The following is a 23,522-nucleotide window of genomic DNA, read 5'->3' as shown; positions in this document are numbered from 1 at the left end:
GAGGGTCGACCTACGCTGGCTGCATGCGTCCCGTCACCGATCTCCAGCGCGCCGCCGCTCCGTTCGAGGTGGTGTCCGAGTACACGCCGTCCGGCGACCAGCCGACCGCGATCGCGGACCTCACGCAGCGCCTGCAGGCAGGGGAGAAGGACGTCGTCCTCCTGGGCGCGACGGGTACCGGCAAGTCGGCGACCACGGCGTGGCTGATCGAGCAGGTGCAACGCCCGACGCTGGTGATGGCCCCCAACAAGACGCTCGCGGCGCAGCTCGCCACCGAGTTCCGCGAGCTGCTGCCCAACAACGCGGTCGAGTACTTCGTGTCGTACTACGACTACTACCAGCCCGAGGCGTACATCGCGCAGACGGACACCTACATCGAGAAGGACAGCTCGATCAACGACGAGGTCGAGCGCCTGCGCCACTCGGCGACGAGCTCGCTCCTGACCCGGCGTGACGTCGTGGTGGTCGCGTCGGTGTCCTGCATCTACGGCCTGGGCACGCCGCAGGAGTACGTCGACCGGATGGTCCGCCTCGACGTCGGGGACCAGGTCGAGCGCGACCAGCTCCTGCGCCAGTTCGTCACCATGCAGTACACGCGCAACGACATGGCGTTCACGCGCGGGACGTTCCGGGTGCGGGGCGACACCGTCGAGATCATCCCGGTGTACGAGGAGCTCGCGATCCGGATCGAGTTCTTCGGGGACGAGATCGAGTCGATCCAGCTCCTCCACCCCGTCACGGGGGACGTCATCCGCGCCGAGCAGAGCACGTACATCTTCCCCGCCACCCACTACGTCGCGGGCCCCGAGCGCATGGAGCGGGCGATCGGCTCGATCGAGGCCGAGCTCGCCGACCGCCTCGAGGAGCTCGAGCGGCAGAACAAGCTCCTCGAGGCCCAGCGCCTGCGCATGCGCACCACGTACGACATCGAGATGATGCGGCAGATCGGGACGTGCTCGGGCATCGAGAACTACTCGCGGCACATCGACGGGCGCACCCCGGGCTCGCCGCCGAACACGCTCCTCGACTACTTCCCCGAGGACTTCCTGCTCGTCATCGACGAGTCCCACGTGACCGTGCCCCAGATCGGCGCGATGTACGAGGGCGACATGTCCCGCAAGCGCAACCTCGTCGATTTCGGGTTCCGGCTCCCGTCCGCGATGGACAACCGGCCGTTGCGCTGGGAGGAGTTCGTCGACCGGATCGGCCAGACGGTCTACCTGTCGGCGACCCCGGGCGCGTACGAGCTGTCGATGTCCGACGGCGTGGTCGAGCAGATCATCCGGCCGACGGGGCTCGTCGACCCCGAGGTCGTCGTCAAGCCGACGAAGGGCCAGATCGACGACCTGCTGGGCGAGATCCGGGACCGTGTCGAGAAGGACGAGCGCGTGCTGGTCACGACGCTCACCAAGAAGATGGCCGAGGACCTGACGGACTACCTGCTCGACAAGGACGTGCGGGTCCGTTATCTGCACTCCGAGGTCGACACCCTGCGCCGGGTCGAGCTCCTGCGCGAGCTGCGGCTGGGCCAGTTCGACGTGCTCGTCGGCATCAACCTGCTGCGTGAGGGCCTCGACCTGCCTGAGGTGTCCCTGGTCGCGATCCTGGACGCCGACAAGGAGGGCTTCCTCCGCTCGGGCACGTCCCTCATCCAGACCATCGGCCGTGCGGCCCGCAACGTGTCGGGCCAGGTCCACATGTACGCGGACCGGATCACCGACGCGATGGCCCTGGCCATCGACGAGACCAACCGCCGCCGCGCCAAGCAGGTCGCGTACAACGAGGAGCGCGGCATCGACCCGACACCGCTGCGCAAGAAGATCGCCGACGTCACCGACATGCTCGCGCGCGAGGACATCGACACCGACGAGCTCCTCGCGACGGGTTACCGATCCCCGGGCAAGGGGCGGAAGAACGGCGGAAAGGACGCGGCGCCGGTCAAGGAGGGCGTCGGCGGGAACCGGCTCGCCGCCGCCGCGGCGGGCGACCTCGCCGGCCTGATCCAGGAGCTCACCGACCAGATGCACGGTGCGGCCGGCGAGCTGCAGTTCGAGCTCGCGGCCCGCCTGCGCGACGAGATCTCCGACCTGAAGAAGGAGCTCCGGCAGCTCCACGCCGCGACGGCATAGCCGGACCACCACACCGAGAGGCAGGGGCAGACGATGACGTACAGCGTGCAGGTCACCTTCGACGCGCACGATCCCGAGGGGTTGGCGCGGTTCTGGATCGAGGCGCTCGGGTACGTGGTGCCGCCGCCACCGGGAGACTTCGCGACCTGGGACGAGGCGCTCGACGCCTGGGGCGTCCCCGCGGAAGAGCGGGACCGCGCGTTCGCCCTCGTCGACCCCGACGGCGTCGGCCCGCGCCTGTTCTTCCAGAAGGTCCCCGAGCCGAAGACCGCGAAGAACCGGGTGCACCTCGACGTCAACGTGGGCGGCGGCCACGACGACGCGGCGCGCGACGCCGTGCGCGCGCACGCCGCCAAGCTCGAGGGCCTCGGCGCGTCGCGCGTGCGTGAGTTCGGGCCCGACGAGACGACCGGCGAGTACTGGATCGTGATGCACGACCCCGAGGGCAACGAGTTCTGCGTGCAGTGACGCCTACGCTGAGGCGGTGCCGACCACCTCGCAACCACCCGCCGGGAGCGACCGCCCGTCCGGACTGTTCGTCGGGCTGACGACGCTCGACGTCGTCCATCGCGTCAGCGCGCCGCCGGAGCCGAACACCAAGGTCACGGCCCACCGCCAGGACGTCGCGGCGGGCGGTCCGGCCGCCAACGCCGCGGTCGTGTTCGCGGCGCTCGGCGGGTCCGCCACGCTCGTGGCCGCGCTCGGCACGGGCGCGGCCGCGTCAGCGGCGCGGGACGACCTCGAGGCGCACGGGGTGCGTGTCGTCGACGTCGCGCCGCACGGGTTCGCCCTGGCTGTCTCCGCGGTCGCGGTCGACGAGCGTACCGGGAGCGGACCGTCGTCTCGCCCGACGGCGGCCGGGTCGAGGTCGCGGCGCCCGGTCACGTCCACGAGCTCGTCGGGGGACAGGACGTCGTGCTCCTCGACGGGCACCACCCCGCGCTCCAGACCGTCGCAGCCCGGGCCGCGCGATCGGCCGGGGTCCCGGTGCTCCTCGACGCGGGCCGGTGGAAGCCGCACCTCGCCGAGCTGGTCCGGTGCTGCGACGTCGTCGCGGCGTCCGGAGACTTCCGGCTCGGCGCGGACCCGACGGCGAGGGCCGACGGCGTCGGGCCGGGCCTGCGGGCCGTGGGCGTCGCGCGGGTCGCGGTCACGCACGGCGCCGGACCCGTCGAGTGGTGGGAGGACGACCGCTCCGGCACCGTCCCGGTACCGGCCGTCGACGCCGTCGACACGCTGGGCGCGGGGGACGCCTTCCACGGCGCGCTCGCGTGGGCGCTGGCGTCCGGCGCCGGGTTCGTGGGGGCGCTCGCGGAGGCCGCACGGGTCGCGTCGCTCCGCGTCTCCGTCGCCGGTCCGCGGGCGTGGCTCGCGACCCTCGGGACCGACGAGGTCGCCGCCGGCCGGGGGCAGGGGCCCGGCCCCGTCGAGGTGACCGCGCGCGACGACCTCGTCGCGCGGGCCCGCGCGCTCGTCGAGCTCTCCCGGGCGGACGGTCGCCGCCGCGTGCTGGGGATCGCGGGGCCTCCCGGTGCCGGCAAGTCGACGCTCGCCGCGCAGGTCGCGGAGGCGCTCAGGGGCGAGGCCGTCGTCGTCGGGCAGGACGGCTTCCACCTCGCCCAGCGGGAGCTCGACCGGCTCGGTCGCGCGGACCGCAAGGGCGCCCCCGACACCTTCGACGGCGCGGGCTTCGTCGCGCTCCTGGAGCGGCTCGTGCGCCAGGCGCCCGGCGACGCACCCGTCCTCGCCCCCGAGTTCCGGCGGGAGATCGAGGAACCGGTCGCGGGCGCCGTCGCCGTGGCCGCGACCGTGCCCCTGGTGGTCACCGAGGGGAACTACCTCCTGCTCGACGACGGCCCATGGGCGCGGGTGCGCGCGCTGCTCGACGAGGCGTGGTTCCTCGCGCCCGACGACGCCGCGCGGGTCGAGGGGCTCGTCGCGCGGCACGTGCGGCACGGGCGGTCGCCCGAGGCGGCCCGCGCCTGGGTCGAGCGGTCGGACGAGGCGAACGCCGTCGTCGTGCGGCCGGGTGCCGCGCGCGCCGACGTCGTGGTGCGGCTCGCCGACTGGTAGCGTCGTCCCGTCAGAAGGGGAGTATTCCTCTCGCGGCGACCTCGTCATCACGAGCGCGCCTGCCCGGCTCCCCGGGTCGGTGGTGCTCGGGGCGTCGGCCCGGTTCCCGGGTGGAAGAGACCTTCGGTACTCGTCGTCGTACCGGAGGTCTTCGCATGGATGTTCCCGTCTGGGTCTGGCTCGTCACCGTCGCGGTGATCCTCGCCATGCTGGCGGTCGACTTCGTCGGCCACGCCCGCGTCCCCCACGCCCCGTCGATGCGCGAGTCGGCCTGGTGGTCCGCGGGCTACGTGGCGGTCGCGCTCGTGTTCGGACTCGTCGTGTGGGGGCTGGGGCGGCGGCTTCGCGGGCGAGTACTACGCCGGGTACATCACCGAGAAGAGCCTGTCGGTCGACAACCTCTTCGTGTTCGTGCTGATCATGGCGACGTTCCGGGTGCCGCGGCTGCTCCAGCAGAAGGTCCTGCTGCTCGGCATCACCGTGGCGCTGGTCCTGCGGACGATCTTCATCCTGCTCGGCGCGGCGCTCGTCGAGAACTTCGCCTGGGTCTTCTACCTGTTCGGCGCGTTCCTGCTGTGGACGGCGTGGTCGCAGCTGAGGCACGCGCGCAGCGGCGACGACGAGGAGTACCACGAGAACGGGTTCCTGCGGCTCGTGCGCCGGACGCTGCCGGTGACCGAGGACTACGTCGAGGGCCGGATGGTCGTGCGCCGGGCGGGGCGCTGGCTCGTCACCCCGCTGCTCGTCGTGATGCTGGCGATCGGCAGCGCGGACCTCCTGTTCGCCGTCGACTCGATCCCCGCGATCTTCGGCCTCACCCAGGAGACGTACCTCGTGTTCGCCGCGAACGCGTTCTCGCTCCTGGGCCTGCGCCAGCTCTACTTCCTCATCGACGGGCTGCTCGACCGGCTCGTCTTCCTCGCCTACGGGCTCGCCGCGATCCTCGCGTTCATCGGCGTCAAGCTCGTGCTGCACGCGCTGCACACCAACGAGCTGCCGTTCGTGAACGGCGGCGAGCACGTCGACGTCCCCGAGATCTCGACGGCGGTCTCGCTCGGCTACATCGTCGTCGTGCTCGCGGTCACGACCCTGCTGAGCCTGTGGGCGGACCGCCGCCGCCGCGAGCTGGCCGCGCCGACCCGGAAGGACCGCTGACCCGTGCACGACATCCCCACCTGGTTCCGCGCGGTCAGTCTCGCGGCGCTCGCGGTCCTCCTGCTGGGTGACCTGTACCTCGTGCGGCGGCGCCCGCACGTGCCCACGGTCAAGGAGTGCCTCGCATGGATCGGGTTCTACGTCGGGCTCGCGCTCGTGTTCGGCGGGCTCCTGTACCTGGTGGGTGGGGGCACCCCCGCGACCGAGTTCTACGCGGGGTGGCTCACCGAGTACAGCCTGTCGGTCGACAACCTCTTCGTGTTCGTGCTGATCATGGCGTCGTTCGCGGTGCCCCGGGAGCAGCAGCAGCGGGTCCTCATGGTGGGCATCGTCATCGCGCTCGTGCTCCGCGGGATCTTCATCCTCGCGGGCGCGGCGCTGATCGAGCACTTCACCTGGATCTTCTACTTCTTCGGCGCGTTCCTCGTCTACACCGCGATCACGCTGGTCCGGGGCGGCGGGGAGGACGAGGAGTACCACGAGAACCGGTTCGTCGGCCTGGTGCGACGGGTCCTGCCCGTGACCGACCACTACGACGGCGGGCGCCTCACCACACGGGTCGACGGGCGACGCTTCCTCACGCCCCTGCTGATCGTCTTCGTCGCCATCGGGACGACCGATCTGCTGTTCGCGTTCGACTCGATCCCCGCGATCTTCGGGCTGACGCAGGACCCGTTCATCGTCTTCACCGCGAACGTCTTCGCCCTCATGGGCCTGCGCCAGCTCTACTTCCTCCTGGGCGGGCTCCTCGACCGGCTCGTCTACCTGCCGATCGGCCTCGCCGTCGTGCTCGCGTTCATCGGCGTCAAGCTCGTGCTCGAGGCGCTGCACGAGAACACCCTGCCGTTCGTCAACGGCGGCGACCCGGTGCCGGTGCCCGAGGTGCCCACGTGGCTCTCGCTCGTCGTGATCGTCGTCGTGCTCGCCGCCGCGACCCTCGCGAGCCTGTGGCGCTCGCGGCGCGAGGACGGGGAGGTCAGGCCGACGGCGCCCAGGGGCCCATGACCTGGACCCACTCGCGGATCTCGCGCCGCGCGACGACGCCGACCTCGCGGAAGGGGTCCTCGTCGAGGAGCGCCGTCGCCACGTCGAGGTCGTCGGCGGTCACGACGATCAGCGCCCCGTCCCCTGACCCTCCGCCGGAGCCCAGGGACCCGACGCCAGCAGGATCCCGCGCCCGAGCAGCTCCGCGAGGTAGGCGCGGTGCGCGGGGCGCACCTCGTCACGCGTCGTGGGGTCGTCCGTGTAGGTGTACAGGACGGCGAAGACGGGCCGGGCGGGGGCTGCGGGGGAGCTCATGCGGCCATTGAAGCGCACTACCAGCCGCGCTCGCGCCACTCCCCGAGGTGCGGACGTTCGTCACCGAGCGTCGTCGGGCGGCCGTGCCCGGGCAGGACGACGGTGTCGTCGCGGTAGACGTCGAAGACCCGTGCCACGACGTCGCCGTAGAGCTGCGCGAACCGCTCCGGGTCGCGCTGCGTGTTCCCGACGCCGCCCGGGAAGAGCGAGTCGCCCGTGAACAGGTGGGTGCGGCCCGGGACCGCGTCCGGCGCGGCCGCCGTGCCCGGCTCGGTGTACGCGAGCGCGACCGAGCCGGGGGTGTGCCCACGCAGCCCGACGACGGCGAGCTCGATCTCCCCGACGCGGACCGTGTCGCCGTGGCGGAGGAGGCGCCCGACCTCGACCCCCGTCGCGGCCGTGACCGCCGCGGCGTCGTCCGCCCCGGCCGCCGCGACCGCGCCCGTCGCGCCGACCACCTGCGCGAGCGCGCCGACGTGGTCGCGGTGCGCGTGTGTCGTCACGACGGCGTCGAGCCGGCCCTCGGGGGACCCGGCGCGGACGAGCGCGAGCAACCGGTCGGGCTCCGCGGCCGCGTCGACGAGGAGCTGCGCGCCCGTGGCGCGGCAGGTGAGCAGGTAGACGTCGTTGTCCATCGGCCCGACGGCGAGCTGCCGCAGGACGAGGCGATCGAGGGTGAGCACGAGGCCATCGTCCCCCGGAAGACGCCCGCAGCGAACACGGGTCGAACATGTGTGCGACTGTCGGTGGCTCGACCTACCATGGTGCGGTGACCAATCGCCTCGTGATCCAGGGTGCGCGCGAGCACAACCTCCGTAACGTCGACCTCGACCTCCCGCGCGACGCGATGATCGTCTTCACGGGCCTGTCGGGGTCCGGCAAGTCGTCCCTCGCGTTCGACACGATCTTCGCGGAGGGCCAGCGCCGGTACGTCGAGTCGCTGTCCGCGTACGCGCGCCAGTTCCTCGGGCAGATGGACAAGCCCGACGTCGACTTCATCGAAGGACTCTCGCCCGCCGTCTCGATCGACCAGAAGACCACCAACCGCAACCCGCGGTCGACCGTCGGCACCATCACCGAGATCTACGACTACCTGCGCCTGCTGTTCGCGCGCGCGGGCACGCAGCACTGCCCCGTCTGCGGCGAGAAGGTCCAGGCCCAGACGCCCCAGCAGATCGTCGACCGCCTCCTCGAGCTGCCGGAGGGCACCCGCTACCAGGTCCTCGCGCCCGTAGTGCGGGGCCGCAAGGGCGAGTACGCCGACCTCTTCAAGGAGCTCCAGGCCAAGGGCTTCGCGCGCGCCCGCGTCGACGGCCAGGTCGTCCAGCTCACCGAGCCGCCCGCGCTCGAGAAGAAGCTCAAGCACGACATCGAGGTCGTCGTCGACCGCCTCGTGTCCCGCGAGGGCGTCCAGCGCCGGCTCACCGACTCCGTCGAGACCGCGCTCGGCCTCGCCGGCGGACTCCTGCTCGTCGAGCTCGTCGACGCCGAGGCGGGCGACCCCGAGCGGCTGCGCCGGTTCTCCGAGCGCCGCGCGTGCCCCAACGACCACGAGCTGACGCTCGACGAGATCGAGCCGCGGACCTTCTCCTTCAACGCGCCCTACGGCGCCTGCCCCGAGTGCACCGGCATCGGGTTCCGGCTCGAGGTCGACCCCGACCTCGTCGTCCCCGACGAGGACAAGACCCTCGCCGACGGGGCCGTCGCACCCTGGGCGCAGATCTCGAGCGAGTACTTCGTGCGCGTCATGTCGGCGCTCGCGGACGAGCAGAACTTCTCGATGGACGTGCCGTGGCGGGCCCTGCCCGAGCGGGCCAAGAAGGCGATCCTGTACGGCCAGGACCACAAGGTCCACGTCCGGTACAAGAACCGCTGGGGCCGCGAGCGGCAGTACTCGACGGGGTTCGAGGGCGTCGTGACGTTCCTCGAGCGCCGTCACCACGAGACCGAGTCGGAGTGGTCGAAGGAGAAGTACGAGGCCTACATGCGCGAGGTCCCGTGCCCGGTGTGCCAGGGCACGCGCCTCAAGCCCGAGGTGCTCGCGGTCAAGGTCGGCGGCCGGTCCATCGCGGACGTGTGCCGCCTGTCGTTGCGCGACGCCCACGGCTTCCTCGGCGCCCTCGAGCTGGGGGAGCGGGAGCGGCGGATCGCGCAGGAGGTCCTCAAGGAGATCGCGGCGCGCCTCGGCTTCCTGCTCGACGTCGGGCTGGACTACCTGTCGCTCGAACGCCCCGCGGGCACGCTGTCGGGCGGCGAGGCGCAGCGCATCCGCCTGGCGACGCAGATCGGGTCCGGCCTGGTCGGTGTGCTGTACGTGCTCGACGAGCCGTCCATCGGGCTGCACCAGCGCGACAACCGCCGCCTCATCGACACCCTGACCCGGCTGCGGAACCTCGGGAACACGCTGATCGTCGTCGAGCACGACGAGGACACCATCCGCACGGCCGACTGGATCGTCGACATCGGCCCGGGCGCGGGCGAGCACGGCGGCCACGTCGTGCACTCGGGCGACCTCAAGGGCCTGCTGAAGTCCCGCGAGTCGATCACGGGCGCGTACCTGGCCGGCCGACGCTCGATCCCGATGCCGGCCGAGCGTCGCCCGGTCTCGAAGGACCGCCAGGTCACCGTCGTCGGGGCGCGCGAGCACAACCTCCAGGGCATCGACGTGTCGTTCCCGCTCGGGACGTTCACCGCGGTCACGGGCGTGTCGGGCTCGGGCAAGTCGACCCTCGTCAACTCGATCCTCTACACGGTCATGGCGAACGAGCTCAACGGCGCACGCCAGGTCGCCGGCCGCCACACGCGGGTCACGGGTCTCGACCAGCTCGACAAGGTCGTGCACGTCGACCAGGGGCCGATCGGCCGCACGCCGCGGTCCAACCCCGCCACCTACACGGGCGTCTGGGACCACGTGCGCAAGCTGTTCGCCGAGACCACCGAGGCGAAGGTCCGCGGCTACACGCCGGGCCGGTTCTCGTTCAACGTCAAGGGCGGGCGCTGCGAGGCGTGCTCGGGCGACGGCACCCTGAAGATCGAGATGAACTTCCTGCCCGACGTGTACGTCCCCTGCGAGGTCTGCCACGGCGCCCGGTACAACCGGGAGACCCTCGAGGTGCACTTCAAGGGCAAGACGGTCGCCGACGTGCTGGACATGCCGATCGAGGAGGGCGCCGAGTTCTTCGCGGCGGTCCCCGCGATCAGCCGGCACCTGCGCACGCTCGTCGACGTCGGGCTCGGGTACGTGCGGCTCGGCCAGCCCGCCCCGACGCTCTCGGGCGGGGAGGCGCAGCGCGTCAAGCTCGCGAGCGAGCTGCAGAAGCGCTCGACCGGCCGGACGGTGTACGTGCTCGACGAGCCCACCACGGGCCTGCACTTCGAGGACGTCCGCAAGCTCCTCGCAGTGCTGCAGTCGCTCGCCGACAAGGGCAACACCGTCATCGTGATCGAGCACAACCTCGACGTCATCAAGAACGCCGACTGGGTCATCGACATGGGCCCCGAGGGCGGGTCCGGTGGCGGCCGTGTCATCGCGGAGGGCACGCCCGAGCACGTCGCGACCGTGGCGGCCAGCCACACCGGCCGCTTCCTGGCCGAGGCCCTGCCTGACGTCGTCGAGGCCGAGGAGCGCCGCAGCGCCTGACCCGGGCGTGTCAGGGCTGCGGCTGCGCCACCTGCGAGGGTGCCGGCTCGATCGTGACCGGGAAGTTCACGGACCGCGCGAGGAAGCAGTGCTCGTGCGCGAGCTCGTGCACCCGGGCGAGGGCCTCGTCGTCGGTGCCCGGGTTCACGGTCACGCGCGGGTGCAGGGTCACGTCGACGAACTGGCCGGCGCCGCTCGACTCGACGCGCATGCGCCCGGTCGCCTCGTCCGTGTACTCGCGCACGACGATCCCGTGGCTCGACGCGAGGTGGAGGAACCAGAGCATGTGGCAGTCGCTCAGCGACGCCACGAAGAGCTGCTCGGGGGAGTATCGCGAGGGGTCGCCGCGGAACGCCGGGTCGGCGGACGCGGGCAGCGCCGGGAGCCCCGGGAACGTAACGGTGTGGTCGCGCGAGTAGGACGTGTACGAGGTCGTGCCGGCGTCGCCGGCGCCGGTCCAGGTGATGGTGGCGCGGTAGTCGTGGAAGGCTCCCATGGCCACACCCTAGTGGCGTGCGTCACACGACGCGCCACGCACACCGGGGACCGCGGGGCGCCCGCCCGGAGCGTGGGTGGGCGCTACTAGGCTCGGTGCCATGGCCGATCCCGCGACGTACCGCCCTGCCCCGGGAGAGGTGCCGACGGACCCGGGGTCTACCGGTTCCGCGACCCGCACGGGCGCGTCATCTACGTCGGCAAGGCGAAGAACCTGCGCGCACGCCTGTCGAACTACTTCCAGGACGTCGCGAACCTCCACCCCCGCACCCAGACCATGGTCACGACGGCCGCCTCGGTCGAGTGGACCGTCGTCGGGACCGAGGTCGAGGCGCTCGCGCTCGAGTACTCCTGGATCCAGGAGTTCGACCCGCGGTTCAACGTGAAGTACCGCGACGACAAGTCGTACCCGTACCTCGCGGTGACCATGGGCGAGGAGTTCCCGCGCGCCCAGGTGATGCGCGGCGCGAAGCGCCCGGGGACCCGCTACTTCGGCCCGTACGGGCACGCCTGGGCGATCCGCGAGACCCTCGACCTCCTCCTGCGGGTGTTCCCGATCCGGACGTGCTCGTCGGGCGTGTTCCGCCGCGCCCACCAGACGGGCCGGCCGTGCCTGCTCGGGTACATCGACAAGTGCTCCGCGCCGTGCGTCGAGCGCATTAGCCCCGAGGACCACCGCGCGCTCGCGGAGGACTTCTGCGACTTCATGGCGGGCGACACGGCGCGCTTCGTCAAGCGGCTCACGGTCCGGATGCAGGAGGCCGCGGCGTCGATGGAGTACGAGCAGGCCGCCCGCCTGCGCGACGACATCCAGGCCCTCGAGCGCGCGACCGAGAAGAACGCCGTCGTGCTCGGCGACGGCACCGACGCCGACGTGTTCGCGCTCGTCGGGGACGACCTCGAGGCCGCGGTCCAGGTCTTCCACGTGCGCGGCGGCCGCATCCGCGGCCAGCGCGGGTGGGTCGTCGAGAAGGTCGAGGACGTCACCGACGCCGAGCTCGTCGAGCACCTGCTCCAGCAGGTGTACGGCGCCGACGACGAGCGAGCCGCCGAGCCCGCCGACCGGGCGGCGGTCCGCCGGAGCGGGCGGACCGCCGACCGCGCCGGCGAGTCACGACGGACCCGCACGAACGACGCGGTCCCGCGCGAGGTGCTCGTCCCGGTGCTGCCCTCGAACCTCGAGGAGGTCACGGCCTGGCTGACGGGGCTGCGCGGCGCCCGGGTCGACGTGCGGGTGCCTCAGCGCGGCGACAAGGCCGAGCTCGCGCGGACCGTCCGGACCAACGCCGAGCACGCGCTCGCGCTGCACCGCACCCGCCGCTCGGGGGACCTGACGACTCGCTCGCAGGCGCTGCGCGAGATCCAGGAGGCCCTCGGGCTCGACACGGCGCCGCTGCGGATCGAGTGCTACGACGTCTCGCACAACCAGGGCACCTACCAGTCGGCCTCGATGGTGGTGTTCGAGGACGGGCTGCCCCGCAAGAGCGAGTACCGGCGGTTCGCCGTGCGCGGGCCCGAGGAGACGGCGCACGCGACGACACCGCGGCGATGCACGAGGTGCTGACGCGACGCTTCCGCCGCTACCTCGAGGCGCGCGACGGCGTCTCCGACGTCGAGCTCGACTCGGTCGAGGAAGACGCACCCGCGTCCCGCGCGAGCGACGTCACGGGATCCTCGGGCCCCGTCTCCGGGCCCGCGACGCCCCTGGACGAGGAAGGCAGGCCGCGCCGGTTCGCGTACCCGCCGAACCTCGTCGTCGTGGACGGCGGCCCGCCCCAGGTGGCGGCTGCCGCGCGGGCCCTCGAGGAGCTCGGCGTGACCGACGTCGCGCTGTGCGGGCTCGCGAAGCGCCTCGAGGAGGTCTGGCTGCCCGGCGAGGAGTACCCGGTCATCCTCGAGCGGTCGTCCGAGGGGCTCTACCTGCTCCAGCGCGTCCGCGACGAGGCCCACCGGTTCGCGATCACCTACCACCGCAGCCGCCGCAGCAAGGGCATGACGGTGTCGGCGCTCGACGACGTCCCCGGCCTCGGTCCCGCGCGCAGGAAGGCGCTGCTCGCGACGTTCGGTTCGGTGAAGAAGCTGCGGGCCGCGACCGCGGAGGAGATCGCGACGGTGCCGGGCATCGGGGACGCGACCGCGCGCGCCGTCGTCGCCGCCCTCGCGCCGCGCGACATGCCCGCCCCGTCCGCTGGCATGCTGGACGGATGAGCCACGAGCCCGACCCCTCGACCGTCCCCGTCGGCATCCCCGCGGTCGAGGCGGCCACCTCCGCCCCGGAGGCGACCGAGCGCGAGGTCGTCATCGTCACCGGCATGTCCGGGGCCGGCCGGACCCGCGCCGCGGCCGCGCTCGAGGACCTGGGCTGGTACGTCGTCGACAACCTCCCGCCGCGCATGATCGTGCCGCTCGTCGACCTCATGACCCGGTCCGCGTCGTCCGTGGACCGGATCGCGGCGGTCGTCGACGCGCGCGGGCGCGAGTTCTTCTCCGACCTGGAGGAGGTGCTGGGCCACCTGCGCCAGGCCGGGGTGTTCTACCGGATCCTGTACCTCGACGCGTCCGACGAGGTGCTGGTGCGGCGCTACGAGCAGGTGCGGCGCCCGCACCCGCTGCAGGGGAGGGGCGCGTGCTCGACGGGCTCGCCGCCGAGCGGCGCCTGCTCGCGCGCGTCCAGGAGCGCGCGGACGTCGCGATCGACACCTCCGAGCTTACGGTCCACGACCTCGCGCGCGAGGTGCGGGCCGCCGTCGCCGACGGCGCCCCCGACACGCTGCGCATCAACGTGGTCGCGTTCGGCTTCAAGTACGGGCTCCCGCTCGACGCCGACCACGTCGTCGACGTGCGGTTCCTCGCCAACCCGTACTGGATCACCGAGCTGCGGCACCTGACGGGGCGCGACGCACCCGTGCGCGACTACGTCCTGGCCCGCCCGGGCGCGATGGAGTTCGTCGACCGGTACGTGTGGGCCCTCGAGCCCGTGCTCGAGGGCTACCTGCACGAGGAGAAGCGGTACGTCACGATCGCCGTCGGTTGCACAGGCGGCAAGCACCGGTCGGTGGCGATCGCGGAGGAGCTCGCCGTGCGGCTGCGGCGACGTGGGGAGCGCGTGCTCGTGACCGCGCGCGACCTCGGGAAGGAGTGAGGTGGGTCCACGCAGTGCGTCCCCGTCCGTCGTCGCGCTCGGAGGGGGCACGGGCTGTCGGCGTCGCTCGCGGCGCTCCGGCTGCTGTCGGAGCGGCTCACCGCGGTCGTCACCGTCGCCGACGACGGCGGCTCGTCCGGCCGGCTGCGCGCCGAGCTCGGCGTGCTGCCGCCCGGCGACCTGCGCATGGCGCTGTCGGCCCTGTGCGACGACTCCGAGTGGGGCCGGACCTGGAGCGACCTGCTCCAGCACCGCTTCAGCTCCGACGGCGAGCTGGACCACCACGCCGTCGGGAACCTCATCATCGTCGCGCTGTGGCAGATCCTCGGGGACACCGTCGAGGGCCTGGACTGGGTCGGGCGTCTGCTCGGCGTGCACGGCCGCGTCCTGCCGATGTCGTCGGTGCCGCTCGCGATCGAGGCGGACTGCCGGGTCGACGGCGAGCTCGTGACCGTGCGCGGGCAGAGCAAGGTCGCGAAGGCCCCCGGCCCCATCGAGGAGCTCCGCATGGAGCCGCCCGACGCGGCCGCCTGCGAGGAGACGATCGACGCGATCCGCGACGCCGACTGGGTGGTGCTCGGGCCGGGCTCCTGGTACACGTCGGTCATCACGCACCTGCTGGTCCCGGACCTCGCCGCCGCCCTGCACGAGACGACCGCGCGCCGGTGCGTGACGCTGAACCTCGAGCCCGAGGTCGGGGAGACTGACGGGCTCGGCCCCACCGAGCACCTCGAGCTCCTGCACCGCTACGCCCCCGAGTTGCGGGTCGACGCGGTGGTCGCCGACCCGACCGCGGTCGACGACACCGACCGGCTCGCGCGCGCCGCGGACCGCATGGGTGCGCGGCTCCTGCTGCGGCAGGTGAGTCGCGGCGACGGCACCGCACGGCACGACCCCTGCGTCTCGCGACCGCGTACCAGGACGCGTTCGACGGCTTCTGGGGGGACGTCGGCACCCGCGTCGGATGAGCGCCGGGATGGCAGGATGCTCCCATGGCGCTGACCGCACAGGTGAAGGACGAGCTCGCACGACTGGCCGTGGACCGCACGTCCTACCGCAAGGCCGAGGTCTCGGCGACGCTGCGCTTCGCGGGCGGGCTGCACATCATCTCGGGCCGGATCGTGATCGAGGCCGAGCTCGACACCGCCGCCGCGGCACGGCGCCTGCGCCAGGCGATCCTCGAGGTCTTCGGGCACACGAGCGACGTCATCGTCGTCTCGCCGAGCGGGCTGCGCCGCCAGACCCGGTACGTGGTGCGCGTGGTGCGCGACGGCGAGTCCCTCGCCCGGCAGACGGGCCTGCTCGACGCGCGGGGCCGCCCGGTGCGGGGGCTGTCGCCGCAGATCGTGTCGGCGGGTGTGGGGAGGCCGAGGCCGCGTGGCGCGGCGCGTTCCTCGCGCACGGCTCGCTCACCGAGCCGGGCCGCTCGGCCGCGCTCGAGGTCACGTGCCCGGGGCCCGAGGCCGCGCTCGCGCTCGTGGGCGCCGCGCGCCGGCTCGGGATCCAGGCCAAGGCCCGCGAGGTGCGCGGGATCGACCGGGTCGTGATCCGGGACGGGGACGCGATCAGCGCGATGCTCGCGCGCCTCGGCGCGCACGACGCGGTGCTCGTGTGGGAGGAGCGCCGGACCCGGCGCGAGGTCCGCGGCACCGCGAACCGGCTCGCGAACTTCGACGACGCGAACCTGCGCCGGTCCGCGCGCGCCGCGGTCGCGGCGGGGGCCCGGGTCGAGCGGGCGTTCGAGATCCTGGGCGACGAGATGCCCGAGCACCTGCGCGAGGCCGGCGAGCTCCGCCTCGCCCACAAGCAGGCGTCGCTCGAGGAGCTGGGGCAGCTCGCGGACCCGCCGCTGACCAAGGACGCCGTGGCGGGGCGGATCCGGCGCCTGCTGGCGACCGCCGACAAGCGGGCGGCCGAGCTCGGCGTGCCGGACACCGAGGCGGGGCTGAGCCCGGACATGCTCGAGCTCTGAGCTGGCCGCGCTTTGTCGGCGGGCACCAACCGGGGGCGTCTCACCTGCAGGACACCACGAGGCGACCTAGGTCACATCGGGTATAGGCTCAGTACGTCGGGAGACCTGCGAACACCCACCATCGAACCTCTGCTCGGGGCTCGAGGTGCGTTCTCAGTCAGGATCACCCCCGCGTACGCCGATGTACGACAACGTTCGACAACAACCGTGTGCGTCGGAGCAGAACCGGCGCGCCCTGAGGAGGGCATAGTGACCATCCGCGTCGGTATCAACGGCTTCGGTCGTATCGGCCGCAACTTCTACCGCGCGCTCGTCGCGTCGGGTGCGGACATCGAGGTCGTTGCGGTCAACGACCTCACGGACAACAAGACGCTCGCGCACCTGCTCAAGTACGACACGGTGCTCGGTCGCTTCCCGAAGTCGGTCGACTTCGACGAGAACAACATCATCGTCGACGGCAAGAACATCCGCGTCTTCGAAGAGCGCGACCCCGCGAACCTCCCGTGGGGCGAGGTCGGTGCCGACATCGTCATCGAGTCCACCGGCTTCTTCACCGACGCCACCAAGGCCAAGGCGCACATCGCCGGCGGTGCCAAGAAGGTCATCATCTCGGCCCCGGCCTCGAACGAGGACGCGACCTTCGTCGTCGGCGTGAACCACACGCAGTACGACCCGGCCGCGCACCACGTCATCTCGAACGCGTCCTGCACGACGAACTGCCTCGCGCCGCTCGCCAAGGCCCTCAACGACTCGATCGGGATCGAGCGTGGGCTCATGACCACGATCCACGCGTACACGGGTGACCAGAACCTCCAGGACGGCCCGCACAAGGACCTGCGCCGGGCCCGCGCCGCTGCGCAGAACATCGTACCGACGTCGACCGGTGCCGCCAAGGCCGTGAGCCTCGTGCTCCCGGAGCTCAAGGGCAAGCTCGACGGCTACGCGCTCCGCGTGCCGGTCATCACGGGCTCGGCCACCGACCTCACGTTCACCGCGTCCAAGGACGTCACCGTCGAGTCGGTCAACGCCGCGGTCAAGGCCGCCGCCGAAGGCCCGCTCAAGGGCATCCTCGAGTACGTGGACGACGAGATCGTCTCGAGCGACATCGTCACCAACCCGCACCAGAGCATCTTCGACTCGAAGCTCACCAAGGTGATCGGCGACCAGGTCAAGGTCGTGTCCTGGTACGACAACGAGTGGGGCTACTCGAACAGCCTCGTCGCGCTCACGGTGTACGTGGGCGAGCGTCTCTCCTGACGTCCGACGTGCACGCCGCGCGACCGCTCGCACGGCACCCGTAGCACCCCGATGCCCGCGCCGGGCCGTGGCTCCCACGCCTCGGTCCGGGGCGGGCATCGTCGTGCGGCGACACCTCACCACCCCCGGCCCCCTCTAGGAGCAGCCATGGCAGTCAAGACCATCGCGGACCTCGGTGACCTGCGCGGCAAGCGCGTGCTCGTCCGGTCCGACTTCAACGTGCCGCTCGACGGCGAGACCATCACCGACGACGGCCGCATCCGGGCGTCGCTCCCGACCCTGAGCCGGCTCGTCGGCGCCGGGGCGCGGGTCGTCGTCACCGCGCACCTGGGACGGCCGAAGGGCGCCCCGGACCCCCAGTACTCGCTCGCGCCGGTCGCGAAGCGTCTCGGCGAGCTGCTCGGCCAGGACGTCGCGCTCGCGTCCGACGTCGTCGGGCCGTCCGCGCAGGAGACCGTGGCCGCGCTCGGCGACGGCCAGGTCGCGCTCCTCGAGAACGTCCGCTTCGACGCCCGCGAGACCAGCAAGGTCGACGCGGAGCGCGAGGAGCTGGCTGGCGAGCTCGCCGCCCTCGCCGACGTGTTCGTGTCCGACGGCTTCGGCGTCGTGCACCGCAAGCAGGCATCCGTCTACGACGTCGCGAAGCTGCTGCCGGCCGCCGCGGGCGAGCTGGTGCTCAAGGAGGTCCAGGCGCTGTCGAAGGCGACCGAGTCGCCCGAGCGCCCGTACGTCGTCGTGCTGGGCGGGTCGAAGGTCTCCGACAAGCTCGGCGTGATCGCGAACCTGCTCACCAAGGCGGATCGCCTCGTCATCGGCGGCGGCATGCTCTTCACGTTCCTCGCCGCGCAGGGTCACTCGGTGGGCTCCTCGCTGCTCGAGGAGGACCAGATCGAGACCGTCAAGGGCTACCTCGCGACGGCCGCCGAGCGCGGCGTCGAGATCGTCCTGCCGACCGACATCGAGGCGGCGGACTCGTTCTCCGCCGACGCCCCGCACCGCACGGTCCCCGCCGACGCGATCCCCGACGGCACTATGGGCCTCGACATCGGCCCCGAGTCGGCCGCGCTGTTCGCGTCCAAGGTCGCCGACGGGAAGACCGTCGTCTGGAACGGCCCGATGGGCGTGTTCGAGTTCCCCGAGTTCGCCGCGGGCACCCGCGCGGTCGCCCAGGCGCTCGTCGACGCGACCGCGAACGGCGGCTTCACCATCGTGGGCGGTGGCGACTCCGCCGCGGCCGTGCGCCTCCTCGGCTTCGACGAGGACGGCTTCAGCCACATCTCCACCGGCGGCGGCGCGAGCCTCGAGTTCCTCGAGGGCAAGGAGCTGCCGGGTCTCGCCGTCCTCGGCGCCTGACCCCTTCGCACCGCCGGCCCGACCCGCACGTCACCCAGAGAGAAGGACCCTGTGACCACCACCCGCACGCCCCTCATGGCGGGCAACTGGAAGATGAACCTGGACCACCTCCAGGCCACCCACACCGTGCAGAAGCTCGCGTGGACCCTCAAGGACGGCAAGCACGACTACGCGGCCGTCGAGGTCGTCGTCGTGCCGCCGTTCACCGACCTGCGCAGCGTGCAGACGCTGGTCGACGCCGACAAGCTGCAGGTCAAGTACGGCGCGCAGGACGTCTCCGCGCACACCGAGGGCGCCTACACGGGCGAGATCTCGCCCGTGATGCTGGCCAAGCTCGGCGTCTCGTACGTCGTCGTCGGGCACTCGGAGCGCCGCCAGTACCACGGCGAGGACGACGCGACGGTCTCCGCGAAGGCGAAGTCGGCCTTCGGCCAGGGCCTCGTGCCGATCATCTGCGTCGGCGAGGGCCTCGACGTGCGCAAGGCCGGCGAGCAGGTGCCGTTCACGCTCGCGCAGGTCGACGGTGCGTTCGAGGGCCTGTCCGCCGAGCAGGCGGCCCAGGCCGTCGTCGCGTACGAGCCCGTGTGGGCGATCGGCACGGGCGAGGTCGCGACCCCGGACGACGCGCAGGAGGTCTGCGGCGCGATCCGCGGACGCCTCGCCGAGCTGTACTCGGCCGAGGTCGCGGACGCCGTGCGCGTCCTCTACGGCGGCTCGGTCAAGTCCGGGAACGTCGCGTCGATCATGGCGCAGCCCGACGTCGACGGCGCCCTCGTGGGCGGGGCGAGCCTCGACCCCGAGGAGTTCGCCCGCATCGCCCGGTACCAGTCGCACGCCGTCTGAGCACCCGCTCCGGCGAGCACGCCGCCCCCGTCCGGATGGTGGCGTGTTCGCCGGAACCCCTTCGGCTCGCCTACTCTTGTCCTGTTCGACACACCGCAACGCGAGGAAGCCTTCACGTGGACGTACTGCGCATCACCCTCCAGGTCCTCCTGGTCCTCACGAGCATGCTGCTCGTGCTCCTCGTGCTGCTCCACAAGGGCAAGGGCGGCGGCCTCTCCGACATGTTCGGCGGGGGCATCAGCTCGAGCGCCGGCAGCTCGGGCGTCGCCGAGCGCAACCTGAACCGCATCACGGTCATCATCGCGCTCGTCTGGACCGCGGCGATCGTGCTCCTCGGCCTGATCGAGAAGACCAGCTGACCCTCGTCGGCTGACGAGCGGCGCGGTCGCGCCGCCACTGGCATCGCGTCGCGTCGCGCCGGGCACCGTCGCCCGGTCGCCGCGCCGCCCGCACGGAGAAGAGAAGGCCGACGTGGCTGGGGAAGCGCCATCCGTGGCTCGCGCGTGGGCGCGGGGCCGCTGGGGGAGAACGAGCGGGGCGACGTCGCCCCCGACTGACGGTGTCGTACTGGTGCGCCAACGGGCACGAGACGAGGCCGGCCTTCGCGGTGGACGGCGAGGTCGAGATCCCCGCCACGTGGGACTGCCAGCGCTGCGGCCTCCCCGCAGGCCCCGACCGTGAGGCGCCGCCCGAGGCGCCGCGCAACGAGCCGTACAAGACGCACCTCGCATACGTGAAGGAGCGGCGGAGCGAGGAGGACGGCGCCGCGCTCCTCGACGAGGCGCTCGCCGCGCTCCGCGCCCGCCGCGGGAGCTGACGACACCCGCCCGCGCCACCGAGACGACGGACGCCCGCCGCGGCCACCCGAGGGTGGATGCGACGGGCGTCTCGCGCGTTCGCGGAGTCGGGGCTAGGCCGCGGTCTCGCCTGCCGCCGCGGCGTCGACGAGCCACAGCGTCAGCGCGGTGCCCGTGGCGCCAGCGGCCGGCGTGCCGTGCACGTCGTCGCCGCCGAGGGCGCGTGCGACCGCGTCGGCCTTCTCGGCGCCCGCCGCCACGACCCACACCTCGCGCGCGCCGTGGATCGTGTCGAACGTGAACGACACGCGCTCGGGCGGCGGCTTGGGGAGCCGTGCACCCCGACCGTCGCGACACCGGCCACGTCGAGCGCGGGGTGACCGGGGAAGAGCGACGCGACGTGCCCGTCCGGTCCCATGCCGAAGAGCAGGACGTCGAACGCGGGCGCACGGGCGCCGTCGGGCGCGAACCGGGCGAGCTCGGCCGCGTACGCCTCGGCCGACTCCTCGGGGGTCGCCGCCGCCCCGAGCGGCGGCATCGCGTGCACGTGGTCGGCCGGCAGCGCGCCGGCCGACACGAGCTCGTCGACGAGCGCCTCGCGCGCCTGCGTCTCGTTGCGGTCGGCGTCCTCGTCGGGCAGGAACCGCTCGTCGCCCCACCACAGGTGGACGCCCGACCAGTCGACGGCGTCGATCAGCGGGCTCGCGGCGACGGCCGCGAGCGTCTTGATCCCGACGGTGCCGCCGGTGAGCACGACGTGCGTCTCCGGCTGCGTCGACTGCAGGTCCGTCAGCCGGACGAGCAGGCGCGCCGCCGCCGCCTCCGCGAGGGTGTCGGCGTCCGGGTGGACGACGACGCGGCGCTCCGCCGTCACGCCGCGTCCAGCTTCGCGAGGCCCTTGGTGAGGACCTCCCCGAACATCTCGTCGGGGTCGAGCCGCCGCAGCTCCTCGGCGAGCGCCTCGTTGAGGAGGCGGATCGGGAGGGCGACGTGCCGGTCGGGCTGACCCGGCTGGGAGATCGTCACGACGCGACCGTCGGGCCGGTCGAAGACGATCGGTCCGCTCTTGCGCTCGAGCGTGACCCGGGTGATCGCGTCGGCGTCACGGTGGCGTCGGACGGTCACGGGGCAGCGCAGCCGGAGCCGGAGCCACGCCGCGAGGAGGTCGATCGACGTGTGCCCGATCTCGCCCTCGATCGTGACGGACGCGACCGACTCGTACGGGGGCTGGTCGAGCGCGGCGGCGATGAGGCCGCGCCACAGGGTGACGCGCGCCCAGGCGAGGTCGGTGTCGCCGGGCTCGTGCTCGGCGGCGAGCCGGCGCAGCATCGCCTCGCCCGAGGCCTCCTTGGTGGAGTCGGTGACGCGCCGGTGCGCCATGGCGCCCAGCGGGTCCGCCGACGGGTCCTCGGGCGCGTCCTCGGGCCACCACACGACGATCGGGACGTCGGGCAGCAGCAGCGGCGTCACGAGGGTGTCGAGGTGGTCGACGATGGGTCCGGCCGGACGCAGCAGGATGACCTCGCTCGCGCCTGCGTCCCCGCCGACGCGGATCTCCGCGTCCAGGCGTGCCGCGGCGTTCCGGCGACCGGCGGGGAGACGACGATCACGCGGCAGGGGTGCTCACGCGACGCGTCGTTCGCGGCCTCGACGGCCTCCTCGAGGTCGTCCTCGCCGACCCGGATGATGAGGGTGAGGACGCGGCCGAGCGTCACGGCGCCGCCCTCGTCGCGGAGCTTGACGAGGCGCTTGCCGACGTCGTTCGCGGTGGTCTCGGGCAGGTGGACGATCATGGTCTCCTCCAGGCACGGCCGTCGCGGGCCATCATCTCGTCGGCGGAAGCGGGACCCCAGGTGCCCGAGCGGTACGGTTCGGGCTTGCCCTTGGACGCCCAGAAGTGCTCGACGGGGTCGAGGATCTTCCAGGAGAGCTCGACCTCCTCCTCGCTCGGGAACAGCGGCGGGTCGCCGAGCAGGACGTCGAGGATGAGGCGCTCGTACGCCTCGGGGAGGACTCGGTGAAGGCGTGCCCGTAACCGAAGTCCATGGTGACGTCGCGGATCTCCATCGCCGTGCCGGGCACCTTCTCGCCGAAGCGGATGGTGACGCCCTCGTCCGGCTGAACGCGGATGACGAGCGCGTTGTGGCCGAGCTCCGCCGTCTGCGACGACTCGAAGGGGAGGTGCGGTGCGCGCTTGAAGACGACGGCGACCTCGGTCACGCGGCGCCCGAGACGCTTGCCGGTGCGCAGGTAGAACGGGACGCCCGCCCAGCGCCGGTTGTCGATGTCGACGCGGATCGCAGCGAACGTCTCGGTCGCGGAGTCGGGGTTGAAGCCCTCCTCCTCGAGGTAGCCGACGACCTCCTCGCCGCCCTGCCAGCCGTGCGTGTACTGGCCGCGCGCGGTGTGCTTGCCGAGCTCGCGCGGCAGCCGGACGGCGGACAGGACCTTGATCTTCTCGGCGCGCAGGTCCGCGGCGTCGAAGCTCAGGGGCTCCTCCATCGCGGTGAGCGCGAGAAGCTGCAGCAGGTGGTTCTGGATGACGTCGCGCGCGGCGCCGATCCCGTCGTAGTAGCCGGCGCGGCCGCCGATGCCGATGTCCTCGGCCATCGTGATCTGGACGTGGTCGACGTAGTTCGAGTTCCAGATGGGCTCGTAGAGCTGGTTCGCGAAGCGCAGCGCGAGCAGGTTCTGGACGGTCTCCTTGCCGAGGTAGTGGTCGATGCGGAAGACCGAGTCGGGCAAGAAGACCTTCGACACGACGCCCGACAGCTCCTGGGCCGACTCGAGGTCGTGCCCGAACGGCTTCTCGATCACCACGCGGCGCCACGCGTCGGGCCCGGAGTGCGACAGCCCGGACCGCGAGAGCTGCTCGCAGACCTCCGGGAACGCGCTCGGGGGGATCGACAGGTAGAAGGCGTGGTTGCCGTTGGTGCCGCGGTCGCGGTCGAGCTCCTCGACGGTCGTCCGGAGGCGCTCGAAGGCCTCCTCGTCGCCGAACTCGCCCTGGACGAAGCGGATGCCCTCGGCGAGCTGCTTCCAGGTCTCCTCGCGGAACGGGGTGCGCGCGTGCTCCTTGACGGCGTCGTGCACGACCTTCGCGAAGTCCTGGTTGTCCCACTCGCGCCGGGCGAACCCGGTGAGCGCGAAGCCCGGCGGGAGGAGGCCGCGGTTGGCGAGGTCGTAGACGGCCGGCAGGAGCTTCTTGCGGGCGAGGTCGCCGGTCACGCCGAAGATGACGAGGCCGCAGGGTCCCGCGATGCGCGGCAGGCGCAGGTCGCGGGGGTCGCGCAGCGGGTTGTTCCCGGCGCTGATCTTGACGGGGCTCACGGGGTCTGGTGGTCCTCTCGTGCGGTGGTCGCGGGGG

Annotated in this window: 13 protein-coding genes and 10 pseudogenes; 16 read left to right on the top strand and 7 right to left on the bottom strand. The window is 72.4% G+C overall.

The features are described from left to right. The first annotated feature begins 23 nt into the window (after positions 1-23). From uvrB to QQK45_RS18380, 6 genes and pseudogenes are all read left to right on the top strand, one after another. Positions 24-2,129, top strand: a complete 2,106-nt coding sequence (uvrB, locus tag QQK45_RS18410; protein ID WP_284294457.1) for an excinuclease ABC subunit UvrB — start codon at positions 24-26, stop codon at positions 2,127-2,129. A 33-nt stretch (positions 2,130-2,162) separates the two neighbouring features. Further along, positions 2,163-2,597 carry a VOC family protein gene (locus tag QQK45_RS18405; RefSeq protein ID WP_284294456.1) on the top strand — a complete coding sequence of 145 codons (435 nt, stop codon included), beginning with the start codon at positions 2,163-2,165 and terminating at the stop codon, positions 2,595-2,597. 16 nt (positions 2,598-2,613) lie between these two features. Then, positions 2,614-2,835 (top strand): annotated as a pseudogene (locus QQK45_RS18400) (PfkB family carbohydrate kinase); the annotation flags it as partial. Positions 2,836-3,044: 209 nt separating this feature from the next. Then, entirely contained in the window at positions 3,045-4,202 is a 1,158-nt protein-coding gene (locus QQK45_RS22615; RefSeq protein ID WP_348525290.1) for a nucleoside/nucleotide kinase family protein, read from the top strand. A gap of 155 nt (positions 4,203-4,357) precedes the next feature. Then, positions 4,358-5,357 (top strand): annotated as a pseudogene (locus QQK45_RS18385) (TerC family protein). A gap of 3 nt (positions 5,358-5,360) precedes the next feature. Beyond that, entirely contained in the window at positions 5,361-6,362 is a 1,002-nt protein-coding gene (locus tag QQK45_RS18380) for a TerC family protein (RefSeq protein ID WP_284294455.1), read from the top strand. Here QQK45_RS18380 and QQK45_RS18375 read toward each other — a convergent pair. Together QQK45_RS18375 and QQK45_RS18370 are read right to left on the bottom strand one after the other, a co-directional pair. Then, positions 6,334-6,656, bottom strand: a pseudogene (locus QQK45_RS18375) (YciI family protein). The gene QQK45_RS18380 and the pseudogene QQK45_RS18375 overlap by 29 nt on opposite strands. Positions 6,657-6,673: 17 nt before the next feature. After that, positions 6,674-7,339, bottom strand: a complete 666-nt coding sequence (locus QQK45_RS18370; protein WP_431310298.1) for an MBL fold metallo-hydrolase — start codon at positions 7,337-7,339, stop codon at positions 6,674-6,676. Between the two features lie 47 nt (positions 7,340-7,386). Here QQK45_RS18370 and uvrA point away from each other — a divergent pair, with 47 nt between their 5' ends. Beyond that, positions 7,387-10,296 (top strand): excinuclease ABC subunit UvrA, encoded by a 2,910-nt coding sequence (gene uvrA / locus QQK45_RS18365; RefSeq protein ID WP_431310297.1) that lies wholly within the window; start codon positions 7,387-7,389, stop codon positions 10,294-10,296. A gap of 10 nt (positions 10,297-10,306) precedes the next feature. On the opposite strand, the gene QQK45_RS18360 is transcribed toward uvrA, so the two are convergent. Continuing rightward, entirely contained in the window at positions 10,307-10,792 is a 486-nt protein-coding gene (locus QQK45_RS18360; protein ID WP_284294453.1) for an OsmC family protein, read from the bottom strand. 100 nt (positions 10,793-10,892) lie between these two features. Between QQK45_RS18360 and uvrC the strand changes: the two are divergent. From uvrC to QQK45_RS18315, 9 genes and pseudogenes are all read left to right on the top strand, one after another. After that, positions 10,893-12,999, top strand: a pseudogene (gene uvrC, locus QQK45_RS18355) (excinuclease ABC subunit UvrC). Continuing rightward, positions 12,996-13,933, top strand: a pseudogene (gene rapZ / locus QQK45_RS18350) (RNase adapter RapZ). The pseudogenes uvrC and rapZ overlap by 4 nt, the downstream one beginning before the upstream one ends. Before the next feature lies 1 nt (position 13,934). Continuing rightward, positions 13,935-14,901 (top strand): annotated as a pseudogene (locus tag QQK45_RS18345) (gluconeogenesis factor YvcK family protein). Positions 14,902-14,925: 24 nt separating this feature from the next. Continuing rightward, positions 14,926-15,905 (top strand): annotated as a pseudogene (whiA, locus tag QQK45_RS18340) (DNA-binding protein WhiA). Positions 15,906-16,154: 249 nt separating this feature from the next. After that, the gene (gene gap, locus QQK45_RS18335; RefSeq protein WP_284294452.1) at positions 16,155-17,162 is read left to right on the top strand and encodes a type I glyceraldehyde-3-phosphate dehydrogenase; all 1,008 of its coding nucleotides are present in this window, start codon (positions 16,155-16,157) and stop codon (positions 17,160-17,162) included. Between the two features lie 147 nt (positions 17,163-17,309). Beyond that, positions 17,310-18,515, top strand: coding sequence for a phosphoglycerate kinase (locus QQK45_RS18330; protein WP_284294451.1), 1,206 nt, complete (start codon positions 17,310-17,312; stop codon positions 18,513-18,515). Between the two features lie 51 nt (positions 18,516-18,566). Then, positions 18,567-19,358 carry a triose-phosphate isomerase gene (tpiA, locus tag QQK45_RS18325; protein WP_284294450.1) on the top strand — a complete coding sequence of 264 codons (792 nt, stop codon included), beginning with the start codon at positions 18,567-18,569 and terminating at the stop codon, positions 19,356-19,358. A gap of 116 nt (positions 19,359-19,474) precedes the next feature. Then, positions 19,475-19,717 carry a preprotein translocase subunit SecG gene (gene secG / locus QQK45_RS18320; protein WP_036950301.1) on the top strand — a complete coding sequence of 81 codons (243 nt, stop codon included), beginning with the start codon at positions 19,475-19,477 and terminating at the stop codon, positions 19,715-19,717. Positions 19,718-19,876: 159 nt separating this feature from the next. Beyond that, positions 19,877-20,175 (top strand): annotated as a pseudogene (locus QQK45_RS18315) (RNA polymerase-binding protein RbpA). Positions 20,176-20,268: 93 nt separating this feature from the next. Here the strand turns inward: QQK45_RS18315 and pgl are convergent. The 4 genes and pseudogenes from pgl to zwf form a co-directional block, all read right to left on the bottom strand. Beyond that, positions 20,269-21,029 (bottom strand): annotated as a pseudogene (gene pgl, locus QQK45_RS18310) (6-phosphogluconolactonase). After that, positions 21,026-21,709: a glucose-6-phosphate dehydrogenase assembly protein OpcA gene (locus tag QQK45_RS18305; RefSeq protein WP_348525374.1), complete on the bottom strand. Its 684-nt coding sequence runs from the start codon at positions 21,707-21,709 to the stop codon at positions 21,026-21,028. The pseudogene pgl and the gene QQK45_RS18305 overlap by 4 nt, the downstream one beginning before the upstream one ends. Then, the gene (locus QQK45_RS22610; RefSeq protein WP_348525289.1) at positions 21,622-21,948 is read right to left on the bottom strand and encodes a hypothetical protein; all 327 of its coding nucleotides are present in this window, start codon (positions 21,946-21,948) and stop codon (positions 21,622-21,624) included. Before QQK45_RS22610 ends, QQK45_RS18305 begins: the two co-directional genes overlap by 88 nt. Beyond that, positions 21,945-23,383, bottom strand: a pseudogene (gene zwf / locus QQK45_RS18300) (glucose-6-phosphate dehydrogenase). Before zwf ends, QQK45_RS22610 begins: the two are co-directional and overlap by 4 nt. Positions 23,384-23,522 lie beyond the last annotated feature (139 nt).

Origin of the sequence: Luteimicrobium album, from assembly GCF_030161555.1 — a bacterium.
Taxonomy (GTDB): Bacteria; Actinomycetota; Actinomycetes; order Actinomycetales; family Cellulomonadaceae; genus Luteimicrobium; species Luteimicrobium album.
This window is presented reverse-complemented; position numbering and strand designations above follow the sequence as displayed.

What these genes read in the sequence shown, in the direction of transcription:
- QQK45_RS18330 (WP_284294451.1), top strand. Translation starts at nt 17,310, where the DNA reads ATGGCAGTCAAGACCATCGCGGACCTCGGTGACCTGCGCGGCAAGCGC.
- uvrA (WP_431310297.1), top strand. Translation starts at nt 7,387, where the DNA reads ATGTGTGCGACTGTCGGTGGCTCGACCTACCATGGTGCGGTGACCAAT.
- QQK45_RS22610 (WP_348525289.1), bottom strand. Translation starts at nt 21,948, where the DNA reads ATGATCGTCCACCTGCCCGAGACCACCGCGAACGACGTCGGCAAGCGC.
- QQK45_RS18405 (WP_284294456.1), top strand. Translation starts at nt 2,163, where the DNA reads ATGACGTACAGCGTGCAGGTCACCTTCGACGCGCACGATCCCGAGGGG.
- QQK45_RS18360 (WP_284294453.1), bottom strand. Translation starts at nt 10,792, where the DNA reads ATGGGAGCCTTCCACGACTACCGCGCCACCATCACCTGGACCGGCGCC.
- uvrB (WP_284294457.1), top strand. Translation starts at nt 24, where the DNA reads ATGCGTCCCGTCACCGATCTCCAGCGCGCCGCCGCTCCGTTCGAGGTG.